Source organism: Clostridioides sp. ES-S-0005-03 (assembly GCF_020658455.1).
Taxonomy (GTDB): Bacteria; Bacillota; Clostridia; order Peptostreptococcales; family Peptostreptococcaceae; genus Clostridioides.
In genome coordinates, this window is sequence record NZ_JACVWI010000002.1 from 1 (window position 1) to 14,393 (window position 14,393).

At 28.6% G+C, this 14,393-nt stretch carries 14 protein-coding genes and 1 rRNA gene; 3 read left to right on the forward strand and 12 right to left on the reverse strand.

Features of this window, described 5'->3' with window-relative positions:
- Positions 1 to 67: ribosomal RNA gene (locus IC218_RS09215) — 16S ribosomal RNA — on the reverse strand; the annotation flags it as partial.
- A 343-nt stretch (positions 68 to 410) separates the two neighbouring features.
- Here IC218_RS09215 and pdaA point away from each other — a divergent pair.
- Positions 411 to 1,352, forward strand: a complete 942-nt coding sequence (pdaA, locus tag IC218_RS09220; RefSeq protein WP_227434520.1) for a delta-lactam-biosynthetic de-N-acetylase — start codon at positions 411 to 413, stop codon at positions 1,350 to 1,352.
- Between the two features lie 249 nt (positions 1,353 to 1,601).
- Here pdaA and IC218_RS09225 read toward each other — a convergent pair whose 3' ends face one another.
- From IC218_RS09225 to glyA, 7 genes are all read right to left on the reverse strand, one after another.
- A complete protein-coding gene (locus IC218_RS09225) occupies positions 1,602 to 2,975 on the reverse strand; it encodes a hypothetical protein (RefSeq protein ID WP_227434519.1) in 1,374 nt (457 codons plus the stop codon).
- Between the two features lie 112 nt (positions 2,976 to 3,087).
- Positions 3,088 to 4,410, reverse strand: a complete 1,323-nt coding sequence (locus IC218_RS09230) for a sensor histidine kinase (RefSeq protein WP_227434518.1) — start codon at positions 4,408 to 4,410, stop codon at positions 3,088 to 3,090.
- On the reverse strand, positions 4,403 to 5,107 hold the full coding sequence (locus IC218_RS09235) for a response regulator transcription factor (RefSeq protein ID WP_227434517.1): 705 nt from the start codon (positions 5,105 to 5,107) through the stop codon (positions 4,403 to 4,405). The genes IC218_RS09230 and IC218_RS09235 overlap by 8 nt, the downstream gene beginning before the upstream one ends.
- 179 nt (positions 5,108 to 5,286) lie before the next feature.
- On the reverse strand, positions 5,287 to 6,351 hold the full coding sequence (locus IC218_RS09240) for a lysylphosphatidylglycerol synthase transmembrane domain-containing protein (protein WP_227824269.1): 1,065 nt from the start codon (positions 6,349 to 6,351) through the stop codon (positions 5,287 to 5,289).
- 2 nt (positions 6,352 to 6,353) lie between these two features.
- Positions 6,354 to 7,052, reverse strand: a complete 699-nt coding sequence (locus IC218_RS09245; protein WP_227434515.1) for a polysaccharide deacetylase family protein — start codon at positions 7,050 to 7,052, stop codon at positions 6,354 to 6,356.
- The gene (locus IC218_RS09250) at positions 7,043 to 8,140 is read right to left on the reverse strand and encodes an MGDG synthase family glycosyltransferase (protein ID WP_227434514.1); all 1,098 of its coding nucleotides are present in this window, start codon (positions 8,138 to 8,140) and stop codon (positions 7,043 to 7,045) included. Before IC218_RS09250 ends, IC218_RS09245 begins: the two co-directional genes overlap by 10 nt.
- A gap of 247 nt (positions 8,141 to 8,387) precedes the next feature.
- Positions 8,388 to 9,632: a serine hydroxymethyltransferase gene (gene glyA / locus IC218_RS09255; protein WP_227434513.1), complete on the reverse strand. Its 1,245-nt coding sequence runs from the start codon at positions 9,630 to 9,632 to the stop codon at positions 8,388 to 8,390.
- A gap of 317 nt (positions 9,633 to 9,949) precedes the next feature.
- Here glyA and IC218_RS09260 point away from each other — a divergent pair, with 317 nt between their 5' ends.
- Positions 9,950 to 10,738, forward strand: a complete 789-nt coding sequence (locus IC218_RS09260; protein ID WP_227434512.1) for a threonine/serine exporter family protein — start codon at positions 9,950 to 9,952, stop codon at positions 10,736 to 10,738.
- Positions 10,738 to 11,211: a threonine/serine exporter family protein gene (locus IC218_RS09265; RefSeq protein WP_227434511.1), complete on the forward strand. Its 474-nt coding sequence runs from the start codon at positions 10,738 to 10,740 to the stop codon at positions 11,209 to 11,211. The genes IC218_RS09260 and IC218_RS09265 overlap by 1 nt, the downstream gene beginning before the upstream one ends.
- 88 nt (positions 11,212 to 11,299) lie before the next feature.
- On the opposite strand, the gene IC218_RS09270 is transcribed toward IC218_RS09265, so the two are convergent.
- The 4 genes from IC218_RS09270 to IC218_RS09285 all read right to left on the reverse strand — a co-directional run bounded on the left by IC218_RS09270 (position 11,300) and on the right by IC218_RS09285 (position 14,293).
- On the reverse strand, positions 11,300 to 11,740 hold the full coding sequence (locus tag IC218_RS09270; RefSeq protein ID WP_227434510.1) for a SoxR reducing system RseC family protein: 441 nt from the start codon (positions 11,738 to 11,740) through the stop codon (positions 11,300 to 11,302).
- 14 nt (positions 11,741 to 11,754) lie between these two features.
- Positions 11,755 to 12,048 (reverse strand): metal-sensitive transcriptional regulator, encoded by a 294-nt coding sequence (locus IC218_RS09275; RefSeq protein WP_227434509.1) that lies wholly within the window; start codon positions 12,046 to 12,048, stop codon positions 11,755 to 11,757.
- Positions 12,049 to 12,090: 42 nt separating this feature from the next.
- Entirely contained in the window at positions 12,091 to 12,492 is a 402-nt protein-coding gene (locus IC218_RS09280) for a hypothetical protein (protein ID WP_227434508.1), read from the reverse strand.
- 373 nt (positions 12,493 to 12,865) lie between these two features.
- Positions 12,866 to 14,293 carry a cell wall-binding repeat-containing protein gene (locus IC218_RS09285; protein ID WP_227434507.1) on the reverse strand — a complete coding sequence of 476 codons (1,428 nt, stop codon included), beginning with the start codon at positions 14,291 to 14,293 and terminating at the stop codon, positions 12,866 to 12,868.
- Between the last annotated feature and the right edge of the window lie 100 nt (positions 14,294 to 14,393).

Below are 14,393 nucleotides of genomic sequence, written 5' to 3' on the forward strand. Positions count from 1 at the left end.
GCTCAACTTGCATGTGTTAGGCACGCCGCCAGCGTTCATCCTGAGCCAGGATCAAACTCTCAAATAAAAGTTTATCAGGCTCAGATACTATTGTTATCTAAATATCTGGCTTTATGGTTTGTTTCTTGTTTTATAAATTAACCTACTGTTTAATTTTCAAAGTTCATTTTATTAAATAAATCATTTTGTACTCATTATTTTTTAGTTCCTTGTTGAGCACATTTATTATAATAACATCTTATTATAATATGGTCAACTACTTTTTTACATTTTTTCTTAAATTTATTAATTATTCATATTTTATAATACTATTGCGACTTTATTTTCAAATATGTAACTATTAATAATAACACTTTCAAACTATAATAATACTATATATAATTACAATTAATTTAGAAGGGAGCTAAAAAATGCTTAGAAAGATACTATACGTTTTGACAATACTTTCTATATCTATTTTTTTCGTTGTGGGATGTTCAAACTCACAAAAAAAACAAAACACAGAACAGAATAAAGAAATATCAACACAAGGAGATTCTCAAAATGCTGATGATAGTAAAAATACTTCCAATGTAACTGTTTCAGATGGAACAGACAGTCCATCAAATAAAAATACTGTGAACAATGATAATGAAAAGTTAGATGTGTCATCTTTGGATAATACTGCTCTTGATTGGTTTTATATACCAAATACTAAACATCAAACTCCAGAAGTAAATACTGACATCAAATTTAATTTTTCTGACTATAATGCTATATATAATGGTCCCATCAAAGATGGTCAAAAAACATTATATCTTACATTTGATGAAGGTTATGAAAATGGATATACATCAAAGATACTAGATGTTTTAAAAAAAAATAAAGTAAAGGCCATTTTTTTCGTTACCTCTCCATATATAAAGGAAAATGAAGATTTGATAAGAAGAATGGTTGCAGAAGGTCACATAGTTGGAAGTCATAGTAAAACTCATCCTTCTATGCCAACAAAAACAAGCAATCTAGAAAGCTTTAATGATGAATTTGAAGATGTTGAAAAACTTTATAAAGAATTAACTGGAAAAAACATAGTTAAGTTTTTCAGACCTCCTATGGGTAAATATTCAGAAAAAAGCTTAGCAATGACTAAAAACCTAGGTTATAAAACTATATTTTGGAGTTTCGCATATAGAGATTGGGATACTGAAAAACAACCATCACATGAGGAAGCTAAGAAGAAAATAATGGATAATTTACATGATGGTTCTATCTTATTACTACATGCTGTTTCTAAAACTAGTACAGAAATTCTAAGTGATTTTATATCAGATGCTAGAAAACTAGGATACAATTTTGAGCTTCTAAATTATTAACATTTAGAAATATATTTAAAAGCTATATTTTAAATGTAATATTCAGATATTAATTTACATAAACTATTTCAAATTAAATACTTCCAAAAAAAATAGATGTATAGTTTTTACATGATACAAAAGTCTTTTAGTAGATAATAACTGTACATCTATTTTTAATTTATATGATTTTTTATTTTTAATTTATATAAGTTTTAATTTATATAAGCTTTGTTAATCTACAAGTAAAATAATATTAGCTTTTATTTTCTAAATAATGAATACTGCTACTATTGTTGTTACAATGAGTCCTGTTATTACAGGAATAAAGTTCCTTTTTGCCAATTCAATAGGGCTAACTCCACAAATTGCTGCTGCTGAAATAAGCCCCCAAGGAACTAGACATCCTCCACCAACCCAAATACCACTAATTTGACCTAATGCAGCTAATGCACCAACACTTGCATTAATAGCAGTTCCAAATACAGATGCAAGTGAACCAACTAATGAGATTCCAGAGAACCCAGAACCATCAAGCCCAGTTATTGCTCCTACTACAGTTTCTATACCTGATACTGCAAATTTATTAAGTGGTATAGTTTGAGAAAGAGCTATCCCTATATCTGATAATAATCCTTGAGAACCAGGGGCTAATACCTTTCCAAATACACCAGTTAAAGGTGCAACTTCTCCCATGTAGAAAAACGCTGCTATTGGTATAATAGCTCCAAATATCTTTATACCAAACACAAAACCATCTATTATATTTTCACACACATTTTCAAGACTATTTTTACCGAAATTTATAGTGTTTATAATAATTATTAGAAACACTGCTGTTCCTCCTAAAAGAGCTGATGCATCTCCTCCTTTTAGGTCAAACATATACATAGCAATTATATCAGCAAGAAATCCTAAAGCTACTAAAATAGTTGCTATCTTAGATTTTCCATTAAATTCTTTTACTTCTTCACTTTCAAAATCTTTAAGCTCTTCTCTAAACATTCCTTTATTGATATCTCTTTTTAATGTATAAAACGCCATCGATATCGTTACAATTCCCATTACCCAAAATAAAATCATACCATCATTTATGACATATGATACTGCTACTCCTGCGGCACCAGCTGTTATACTTGGGGCTCCCTGAATAACAAAGTCTGTAGATAAGGCAAGACCATGACCAAATAAGTTTAATGCTACTGCAACACCAATCGCTGGTAATCCAGCTCTAATAGCAACAGGTAAAAATACAGCTCCGACTAAGGCAACAGCTGGAGTTGGCCAAAAAAACCAAGAAAGAATCAACATTACAAATCCAGTTACAAAAAATGCTGTGTTAGAATTTTTTATAACTTTGGAAAATGGTCTTACCATATACTGTATGGCATTATTTGCTTCTAGAGCTTTAGATAAAGCTACCATAATAGCTATGATTAAAATAATAGGTCCCAACTCATTTAAAGATATAATAAACGAGTTAAACACTGCTGTTATAGCTCCAAAGATATTTTTTTCAAAGAATAGCCCCATGAAAAAAACACCTAATATACATGGTACTATAGTATCTTTTTTCATAAGCATAGTAATTAAGATAATTACCATAAATACAATGTAAATATAATGCGCTCCTGTTAAAACCATATTATTATGTCCCCTTTTTTTAAGATAATAATATTATATGGTCTTACAAGTAAACTTGTTACTTGGTCATAGGCACATAACAATTGGCATGTGCAGTACTTAATTTAGACATTTATGATTCATTTACTGGAATAGATATTTCAATAGAAAACTCTTTGTCACCTGATTTTACATTTATACTTCCATTGTGATATGCAATTATCTTTTCACAGTTTTTTATGCCAATTCCAAAACTTTCTACATTTTTATGAATGTTACTAACTTTGTTTTTTTGTATAATTAACAGCTTACCATCTTCAACTTTAATTAAAAATACTATTGGTCTATCCCTTCTTGCATACTTTATTATGTTGGAACATAGATTATCAAATATTCTTCTAAATTGTGTTACATCTACATAAATATGATATTGATTATAAAGTTCATTTTCTATTTTTATATGAAATCCCTTTTCTTCCAATGTATATGAACTATCTAAAAGCAGTTGAAATATAAATTCATTTGCATTAATCTTTTCATATTTTTTAGAAACTTCTTCTTCCGAATTAACAAAATGTGTAAAAAGGTCATCTGTCAAATCTTTTATCTGATATGCTTTTAATCTCACATTTTTTATATATTGCTCCAATTGCTCAGGGCTATTATACTTATGATCTTTAATTAAATCCAAATAACAAATTACTGATGTCAATGGAGTTCTGACATCATGTGATATTGAAGTTACTATATCCTTATTTTTATTCTTCATTTCTCTTTCTTTTATAATCTGATTATCAAGTGCCTGACTCATCTCATTAATACTAGATGCAAGTGATGATAATTCATCATTACCCTTAACAGGAATTCTATACTTTAAACTACCACTTTCTACTATCTTTATGCCCATCTCTATTTTTCTTAGATATTTAATCTTTCTACTCAACAGCAATAAAAATGTTACAATAAATGTAATTGCCATAAATGTGATAGAAACAGCTTCTATAAAGTTTTGAAATCGAAATCTAAACAGTGCTACTATAACTACACTAGCTTTAATATCAGAAAATTGTATCTCATAATGTCTAGCCATAGAGCTACTATAAAATTCATTTTCTTCACTCTTATCAGGTACTTCATCTGGATAGTACAGTGTATCATAAAAAAGCTCATTTCCTTTATATACTTTCATAGATACAAACCAATTGTCATTATTCCAATTTGATATATCTTCTCCATCCTTTGAACTTAAATTTTTATCATTCACATAGATTTGAAAATCAGCCATTAACTGGTCTGCTTCTCTTTTAAAATATGTTCTACCTTCTGATACATCCTTTACTATTGACTCAACAGCAGAATAAAATGGTATATTTAAAATAAAAGCCACCCCAGCTGAGATTACTACATATATCAATAGTATGACACCCAACTTTGATGGCTTAATTTTGCTAATCAATATAGTACCCCTTTCCCCATGCAGTTTTTACATATTGTGGATTTTTCTGATCTTTCTCTAATTTTTTTCTTAAATTTCTAATATGTACCATTATAGTATTATTTGCTGTATAAAAATATTGCTCATCCCAAATACTTTCATATATATTTTCAGACGAGAAAACTTTTTTTCTATTTTTTAGCATAAGAACTAGTATGCTATATTCTATAGTTGTCAAAAATATAGTTTCTCCATCCAATATGACATCTTGAGTATCCAAATTTACACTTAAACCTCTTGTTTTCAATATATTTTGCTCCTTATTCTTTTCCTTCCCCTGATATATATAATAACGTCTAAGTAGTGACTTAACTCTTGAAATTAACTCAGAATATGAAAAAGGCTTTGATAAATAGTCATCTCCTCCTGCTGAAAACCCAATAACCTTGTCGGAATCTTGAGTTTTCGCAGTTAGAAATAATATTGGAGCTGTTGTTTTTTCTCTAATCTCATTACATGCAACAAACCCTGTCTTTACTGGCATAACAACATCCAAAATAATCAAATCAATTGTACTGTCTACTAAATTTACAGCCTCTTCTCCGTTCGTCGCCATAACAACTTCATAACCTTCACCAGTTAAAAGTATTTCTACAATTTCCCTAATTTCTGGATTATCATCAGCTACTAAAATTTTTTTTTGAATCTCTTTATTCATCGCTAAGCTCCTTTTTTACTATATTTCTTAAATATTTCAAACTATATAAAATATTATACTTTATTAGTAAAAGCTTAGCAATGTCATACGTTTTAATACTTTCTACTATTGTAAGTATGCTCAAAGTTTAATCAAAACGTACACACATATCCTTGATGTAAAAAATAAACTATACAATACTATCTTACATAAACAACTTCTTTTACTGACTTAACTTTTTCAGAAGATTTAACATGTGCTACAATACATACTAAACCACTTATAGCAACGAATGCATAAAAACTTATTCCTCTGCTAAGTAACATCGCTGGCACTAATAAATGCCCTGGGAAAAATATCTTAAATAATGTCATAAAACTATTTTCAGATGCCCCAACAGCTCCTGGTAATGGTAAAGATGAAACAGCAATATTGAGTAATGATTGTATTGCTAATATTTCAAACACAGTATATGTTGATAGATGGAAAGCTTTGTATACAAAGAATGGTACTAAAAATATAGCTGTTATTTGCACAATAGTTATAAGTAAAATCTTAATTACTAACTTTGGATTTTGTTTTATATATTGAGCACCTTTAACATATTCTTCAATTTGAGAAGTTATCACTTTTCGTGAACCTTCAACATCTTTTATTATTCTTAATTTTCCTAATAAATTCGTTATGAATATTATGAAGTTATTTACTAATTTTTTTGAAAATATAACTGCAATTACTCCAACAACAAGAGCAACATTCGTTATTACACCATATATCAATAAAATACTCATTCCTCTTACATTGTTTAGTATAAATTCACGTTCCATAATGAACATTATTCCGCTATATGCCAATACAACAACTTGGTGAATGACAACAATAACTAATAGTATAAGTGAAGAATAAGATATGTTTATATCATCTTTCTTCATGTAATAAACTTGCGCTGGTTGACCTCCAGACGCTGAAGGTGTAATTGAACTAAAATAAAATCCAACAAACGCATATCCCATACATTTTAAAAATGTAGTTTTTTGATTTAAAGCCTTTATACCTAAATATATATTTATACCTTCACAAGCAACATATATAAACATCATTGCAAATCCAATTAATATAAACACAGGACTTGCACCTTTTAATGATTTTATTAACGATTCAATTGATTGACCTCTAAAAACAAAGTATCCAGTTATACCCATTAGTAAAACTAAGAAGGTTACACTACCTAGACACTTATTTTTCTTTTCAGTTTTACTTATCATAACTACATCCTTTCTGGTGTTACAAATTTAAAACCACTAGCTTTGAGTTTTGGAATAGCTATCTTTAATGCTTCGATAGTACGTTCAGGTGCGCCAACTGCTCCTCCTGAGTTTTCTCCTGCATCATGCAAACAAATTATAGAATTTTCTTTTGTTCTATCTATTAACTTATTTACTATAATCTCTACTGTACTATCTTTACTCCAATCTTCTGCCATTACATCCCATAAGGTCATCTTTAAGTTATATTTTTTAACAAATTGATATGAAAATATATTAGTATGACCCCATGGTGGACGATAGTAGTTTACATCTACACCTAAATTTTTCATTGTATTTGTACTTTCAATAAAATCTTTTTTAACATAATTATAACTATAAAGCCATGCATTCTTATGTTCTAGTGAATGTAAACCAACTATGTGATTTTCTCTTAACATTCTTTTTATAATTTCAGGCTCTTTTTCAGCATTCTTTGCCACTACGAAAAACATGGCCTTTATATTATTTTCTTTTAGTACATCCAACAATTTTTCTGTATATCTTTTGTCTGGTCCATCATCAAATGTAAGAGCAATTTCATTCTTCTCAGTCATATTTTTCAATACATCTTTATTTAATAATTTATTATAATATGTAGGTATAATTGAATGGATTAAAAAAATCAAAGCAACAACTATAATTAAACCTACTACATACATTCTCTACACACTCCTTGTCCATCAAATGAAAATAAAATATTTTCTAATGAATTATTATCAAATTGTTTTTTAAGTTTTTTCATATTCAAACTCATTTCTTTAAGTGTAACATCATCATAGATTAAGTCTTTTATCTCATCTACATAGTATTTTTTATTTTTATCAAGTATTCTTCCAATTCCATTATTTAGTATAAAATCAGCATTATTTATCTCTTGTTGCAAAAATGGATTGAATGCTAATATTGGAAGCTCTGAGTAAATTGTTTCAAATAATGTTATTCCACCTGGTTTAGAAATAATAAGGTCAGCACTCTCCATATAGTTGTATACTTCATTAGTATAGCCTACAACCTCAATATTTTCATATCTATTGTACAATTTATAGTACATTTTTTTATTATTACCAGTTATTACAGTAGTTTTTACTCCTTCTAAACTATTTAGTTCTCTATAAAATTGTTCTGACTTAGGCAATAAACCTAAGCCCCCACCCATTATGAGGATGTTTTTTTTATCTAAATGATTTATATGTTCTATTTTTTTAAATTCTTTTTTTACAGGTATCCCATTAACTTTTACTTTATCTTCATCTATTCCTTTTAAAATAAGTTCTTCTTTAGTAGATTCACTAGCCACTAAGTAACAATCTGTATTTTTACTAATCCATTCTGAATGACTACTTATATCTGTTATACATGTTATCAAAGGAAGATTTGAATTATACTTTTCTTTATATCTTGATACTACTTGAGAACAAAATGGAAAAGTTGAAATAACTACTGTTGGTTGTATTTCATTAAGTAACTTGTCTAATTTAGTTAAGAAATAATCTGAAAATGTAAATTTTATATCTTTTTTTCCATTTTCAGTGCATTTGTAAAATAAATTATAAAGACTACTTCCCCGATTTACAAGAATAGAAAAAGTTTTATACATTTTATCTGAGTAGTTAGGCATAATATATTCAAATATATCCTTAATTATTATTTCAGAATTATTAAATTTTGTTTTTATATCTTCACTTAAAGAGTTTGATGCTGAGTAATGACCCATACCAAATTTTCCTGTAAGAATTAATACTTTCATAAGATTCCCTCCTCATTAAAGCCTTTAAATACCTTTAATTACTATATTTATAAGTATAAACTTTAAATCTTTAGAAAAACCTAGTATAATTCTTAAGAAATCTTAAAGTTTTAATTAAAAAAGACAAAACCCAATTAATATTGGAAGCTATCTCCTAATTAATTGGGTTTTGTCTTTATAAACATACTTAAACATAAATACTATCATTTTAATTCTTTAGATATGTCTTATTTAATTATACTTTTAATTAATCCATAATATTATATTCTTCATATAGAGGATATTTTTCAGTTAAACCAACAACCAATGTTCTTGCCTTAGATTCTTCATCATAAGTTAAACATAGGTCTATAGCCTCAGCAATTACTGCCATATCTTCCTCTTTCATGCCTCTAGTAGTTACAGCTGGAGTACCAAGTCTTACTCCACTTGTAACAAGTGCGCCATTTGGATCAAATGGTATTGTATTTTTATTAGCAGTTATGTAAGCATCATCTAATCTTTTTTCTGCTGCTTTACCAGTTATATTTTTATTAGTTAAATCTAATAATATTAAGTGATTATCTGTTCCTCCAGAAATCAATTTAAAATCTCTCTTAATAAGTTCTTCAGCTAAAGCTTTTGCATTTTTAGCAACCTGTTGTTGGTATGTTTTAAATTCATCACTTAAAGCTTCTTTAAAACATACTGCTTTAGATGCAATTATATGCTCAAGAGGTCCGCCTTGAATTCCAGGGAATATTGCTTTGTCTATAGCTTTAGCATATTTTTCTTTACAAAGGATAACTCCTCCACGAGGTCCTCTTAAAGTTTTATGAGTTGTTGTTGTAACAAAATCAGCTACTTCACATGGATTTTGATGAAGACCAGCAGCTACAAGACCTGCTATATGAGCCATATCTACCATAAGTAATGCTCCAACCTCATCAGCTATTTCTCTAAATTTTTTAAAATCTATCTCTCTAGGATATGCACTTGCTCCTGCAACTATCATTTTAGGTTTTACTTCATGTGCTATTTTTCTAACATCATCAAAATCTATAAGTCCACTATCTCTATCTATTCCATATTCATAAAATTTATAATATTGACCAGAAATATTAACTGGAGCACCATGAGTTAAATGCCCACCTTGAGATAAATTCATTCCCATAACAACATCACCTGGTTTTAGCATAGCAAAATATACACCGATATTTGCATTTGCTCCAGAATGAGGTTGAACATTAGCATGTTCTGCCCCAAATATCTTTTTAATTCTATCTATTGCAAGAGTTTCAACTTCATCTATGTACTCACATCCACCATAATATCTTTTGCCTGAGTAACCTTCTGCATATTTATTAGTAAGATGACTTCCCATAGTTTCCATTACTGGAACTGATACTATATTTTCAGATGCTATCAACTCAATATTCCTTTGTTGTCTTTTTAACTCTCTTTTCATACTTTCATAAATCTCAGGGTCCGCTTTTTTCAAGTTCTCAAACATATTACTCCTCCTAGTTATTATTTAAATTTTACTTTTACAGACATTTCATAATTTTCGTTTTTATCAATATGATAATTTATTATTATAGTCTTTTATAAATTAATAGTCAAGTGTTTTACTACTTTTACATGTTTTCTTTCTGTATTTTAAGTTAAAATATAATAAATAATATTGTCTAATTCTTTTAATTGGATATAATTTAGATGTGACTATTTTTAAATAAAAAAAAGATAATATAATTTATATATATATAAGGAATATTACTTAAAAATTTGATATAATTTCAATATTATGTTTTTTAATTTGGAGGTGTATTTATGAATCAAAATGAGGAACTTGAATATAAAAAAAATATTCTAAAATTAGCTCTATTTGTAGGGGAACTTATGATAAAAAATGGAGCTGAAACATCTAGGGTTGAAGACAGTGTCCTTAGAATATGCAGGTCAAGAGGATTTTATCATGTAAATATTTTTACAACTCCTACAGTAATAATTATTTCAGATGAAAAATTTGACGGTTTTTCGTTTATGAAAACGATTCAATCAAGAGGTATAAACTTAAATAAGATTTCCTTATTAAACAGTTTTTCTCGAGAATTTGTAAATGATAAAGAATATGATATTGATACTGCTATTGCACGTCTTTATGAAATCCAAGAGGTAAAACCTTATCCTTTATGGTTGTTTTACTCTTGTACAGGAATTGCATCTGCTTGCTTTGCTTGCTTGCTTGGAGGGAATTATATATTAAATTTTATTCTTACATTTATAATAGCAATATTTGCTGCAATTACTTATGATAAAACCATGAAGATAAGTGCAATATCTGCATTTTCATGTTTAGTATCTTCTTTTTTAATAGCACTTTCAGGAGTTTTACTAGTTGAAATAGGTATTTTGAATGACCCTAAAATGCTTATAGTTGGAGCAATAATGCCACTACTCCCAGGAGTTGCTTTTATAAAAGCCATCAGAGATTTAATATCAGGTAATTTAATATCAGGAATTTCTCGTGCTTTCGATGCTGCTATGATTATTATTGCAATTGCTTCTGGAGTCGGTTTTGTCCTTGATACATGGTATAGAATTGGAGGTCCTTTCTAATGACTGATATGTCAATGATTTTACATTTTTTATTTTCAGGCATTGCAACTGCTGGATTTGCTGTTTTTTTTAATGCACCACTTTATCTACTTCTTCCAGCTGGAATAACTGGTGGAGTTGGTTGGATTGTGTATGTATATTTATTTAATTTCACTACAAACTCAATTTTTGCGGGTTTTATAGCTGCCGCTTTGGTTTCAGCATGTAGTGAGATATTGGCTAGAAAACTAAAGCAACCAGCTATTGTATTTGTAATTCCAGGTATTCTTCCTCTGATACCAGGAATTGGATTATACAATACAATGTTATCTTTAATTCAAAAAAATTATGATTTAGCTATGTCAAAAGGTACTGATGCACTATTTTTAAGTGCTGCAATATCGCTTGGTGTATTGGTTGTAACTTCTTTTGTAAGAACATTAAACCTTTTAAAAATACGAAAGAACTTTATTCCTCAAAGAAAATCAAAATAAAAATATAAAAATAGCAATGTACCCAAATCCTATAAATATACATTAAGTGTTTATAAGAGTACATTGCTATTTTTAAATTATAATCATTTTAAAGGTCAATTAAGATTCTTGTGATTACTGGTATAAATTCTCTACTATCTCTAAATTTTTTATCATTCTTCTTTAAATACAAATAACAAATTATTGTAAGACAAATCCCAACTAATCCACTTATCGCTTCAACGCCAGATGTCATGCCAATCGCTCCCAATATATAGTATGTTCCTATTGTTCCAACAAGAAGTGCTACAAGAGGTATTATATAAGCCATCACAGCTGCTTTTAATACATTCATGTTATCCATACTTACTTCTACATGGTCACCAACCTTCGCACCAATTGTATTGTCTACCTCTACTAATATCTCTTTTGACTCTGATGAGTCAGCAGTAGCACATTTTCCACAAGCAGCACAAGCTGAGTGTCTTTGCATTTTTAATTTTGCAGTTCTATCATCAACAATCTCCATAATAAATCCTTGTTGATTCATACCTAATCGCCCCCTTATTTTGTAAATTTATTTATGGTATCCATAAGTTCTTTTATCATCTCTTCAGTTTTTTCACTATCATCATGTTTGATACTTTCTGCTACACATCCTTTTATATGATTTTCCAAAATAATTGTACCCACTCTATTTATAGCAGACCTTATAGCAGATATTTGAACTAATATATCAACACAATAACGCTCCTCTTCTACCATCTTTTGTATCCCTTTAACTTGACCCTCTATTCTTTTTAATCTTTTTATAAGAGCTTCTCGCTCATTGTTTGGTGCTAATTTTCTTTCTTCCATAAACTCACCTCATACTCTTATGATGTTCTATACAATTATGATTTACTTACCAATTTGTTTAAAATATAATACAGTTATTACTATTATAAATGCTAAAATTGATATTGCTATAGACCTGCTCTGATGCTTAGTTTGCTCCATACTTAATTTACCATTCATCTTAAACCCTGCTAATGGAAATAAAAATATAACTAATGCGTCAATTCCAAGTACAATTTGGGCTGCAATAGTCCATTTGCTCAAAAAGCAAAATATTCCACCTACACCTAAAAGAACCTCCAATATATTTATAAACTTATAAGTAGGTTTTTTTATTATATATTCTTCAATTTTTTCCTTACATTCTGTACGGCATGGATATATATTGGTATTGTCATCGTATTTTATAGCCAATTTATTATTTGGTGACTTTATATCCCTATTACAGTAAAGACATTTTTTCATTTTATGTTCTCCTCATAGTATTCCTCTTAAGAAATTTTATCTAAATTATTATATGTTTCAATACTATTATACCAAATAGATACAAAAAACAAAAATAAAAGGACTCATTTTAGCTATTTCTTTTACATTACTACTTAATTTATAATAATAATTAGATAAAATTATTTATATTTAAATTATCTCATCATATTAATATGCAATTTTGGTATTAAGCATCGGATTTTAAGTATTTATATATTAATAATATCTACAATAATAACTTCTAAAGTTAGGTTATCAAAATATAAATCATTATTAAAATCTACATTTCATAACAATAAAGAGACTGTCATTAATATTAAGACAGTCTCTTTATTGTTTATTATCTATAAGTTTAGATAACTGGTGTATCAGATAGGTAATCATTACTTACATAACCATATCCACTATTGTATTTTATTTTTACCCATCCAGTAGCAAACATTTCTACAGTTTCTACCTTACTTCCATATGGAAGTTGTCCTATTTTTTCATCTTCCGTACTTGGTCCTTTTCTAACATTTAGACCATCTTTTTCTTTTACATATTTTATCTTAACATTCTCACTGCTGTTATTAGGTTTATTACTTGTTAGATAAGACCCACTGACATATCCAATATCGTCATTGTATTTTATCTTAACCCATCCCGTTTTTAGTACTTCTAAAACTTCTACTTCATCACCATTGTTTAGATAACCCACTACAGAAGCTTCTATTGTAGCATCACTTCTTACATTTACTTTATCTGTATTAGCTACATACATTACTTTCTTACCAGTACTACTCCCTTGTAAATCTTTTAGTTCTGCAAATGCATTTTCATTTCCACCACTACCAACTTGAGTTATAGCAGTCGCCTTTTTATTTGTAAATATACTCTTTTGAGTTGCACTCAATTTATCTCCTACTATAAGTACTGGAGAATTTTCTTTTGATGCCAATACACCTACTGCTAGAGCATCTATAAGTTGATTTTGTTTTTTCATTCCATCTTTAGCTACAAATACATTATCTAAGTCATTTGATGTATAAAATTTTTCTATTACCTTTCCATTTGTTTCATTTCTATCTGCTCCACCTATTCTTTCTGAATTTGGTAGACTTTGTTTTATTTTATCTGATACAGCATTAGTAGAGCCTATTATGTATGACTTACTTATATTTTTAGAAGCTATAAAATCCTTAAAACTAGACACTCCAGATGCATCAGAAACCGGAAGTATAACCATACCATTAGTAGCAGCTACAGAAGCTATACTAACTGCATCTGCAAGACCTGTATATCCATTTATCACAGCTATTTCTGATATGTCTTTTAAACCTTCTATCTTTTTAGCTATGTTTAAAGCTGTCTGATGTCTGTCACTACCACCAATTCTATCAACTGTTAAGTTATTAGATTCTAGTTGTTTTTCTACATTATCTGATACAGAACCAGATAGTCCAATTATATAGACTTTTTTAACACCTAATCTTTCTAATTCTTTCTTTGTTTGTAAATTTAAATTATTTTTTTCTGTAAGTAGTATTGGAGCGTTCTTTAATTTAGCAAATGGTGTAACAGATAATGCATCTACAATAGATTCACTATTCACTATTACAGCTTCATTTGCGCTACTCCAACCCTCTTTACTTACTTCAATAGCTGTTTGATATCTATCTTTACCTATTAAAGTATTTTCTGTTGCCGTTCTGCCCACTTCATTTGCATATGATATTGATGATAAACTTAAAACTAGAGATAAACACAATACTGATGATATTGATTTTGTTGATTTCATATTAACTCCCCCTAAAATTATTATATCTACAATTTTTATTTACTCTAAATATTATATCACAATAATTTAGCCTATATCATCCATTCTAAAACATCAATAA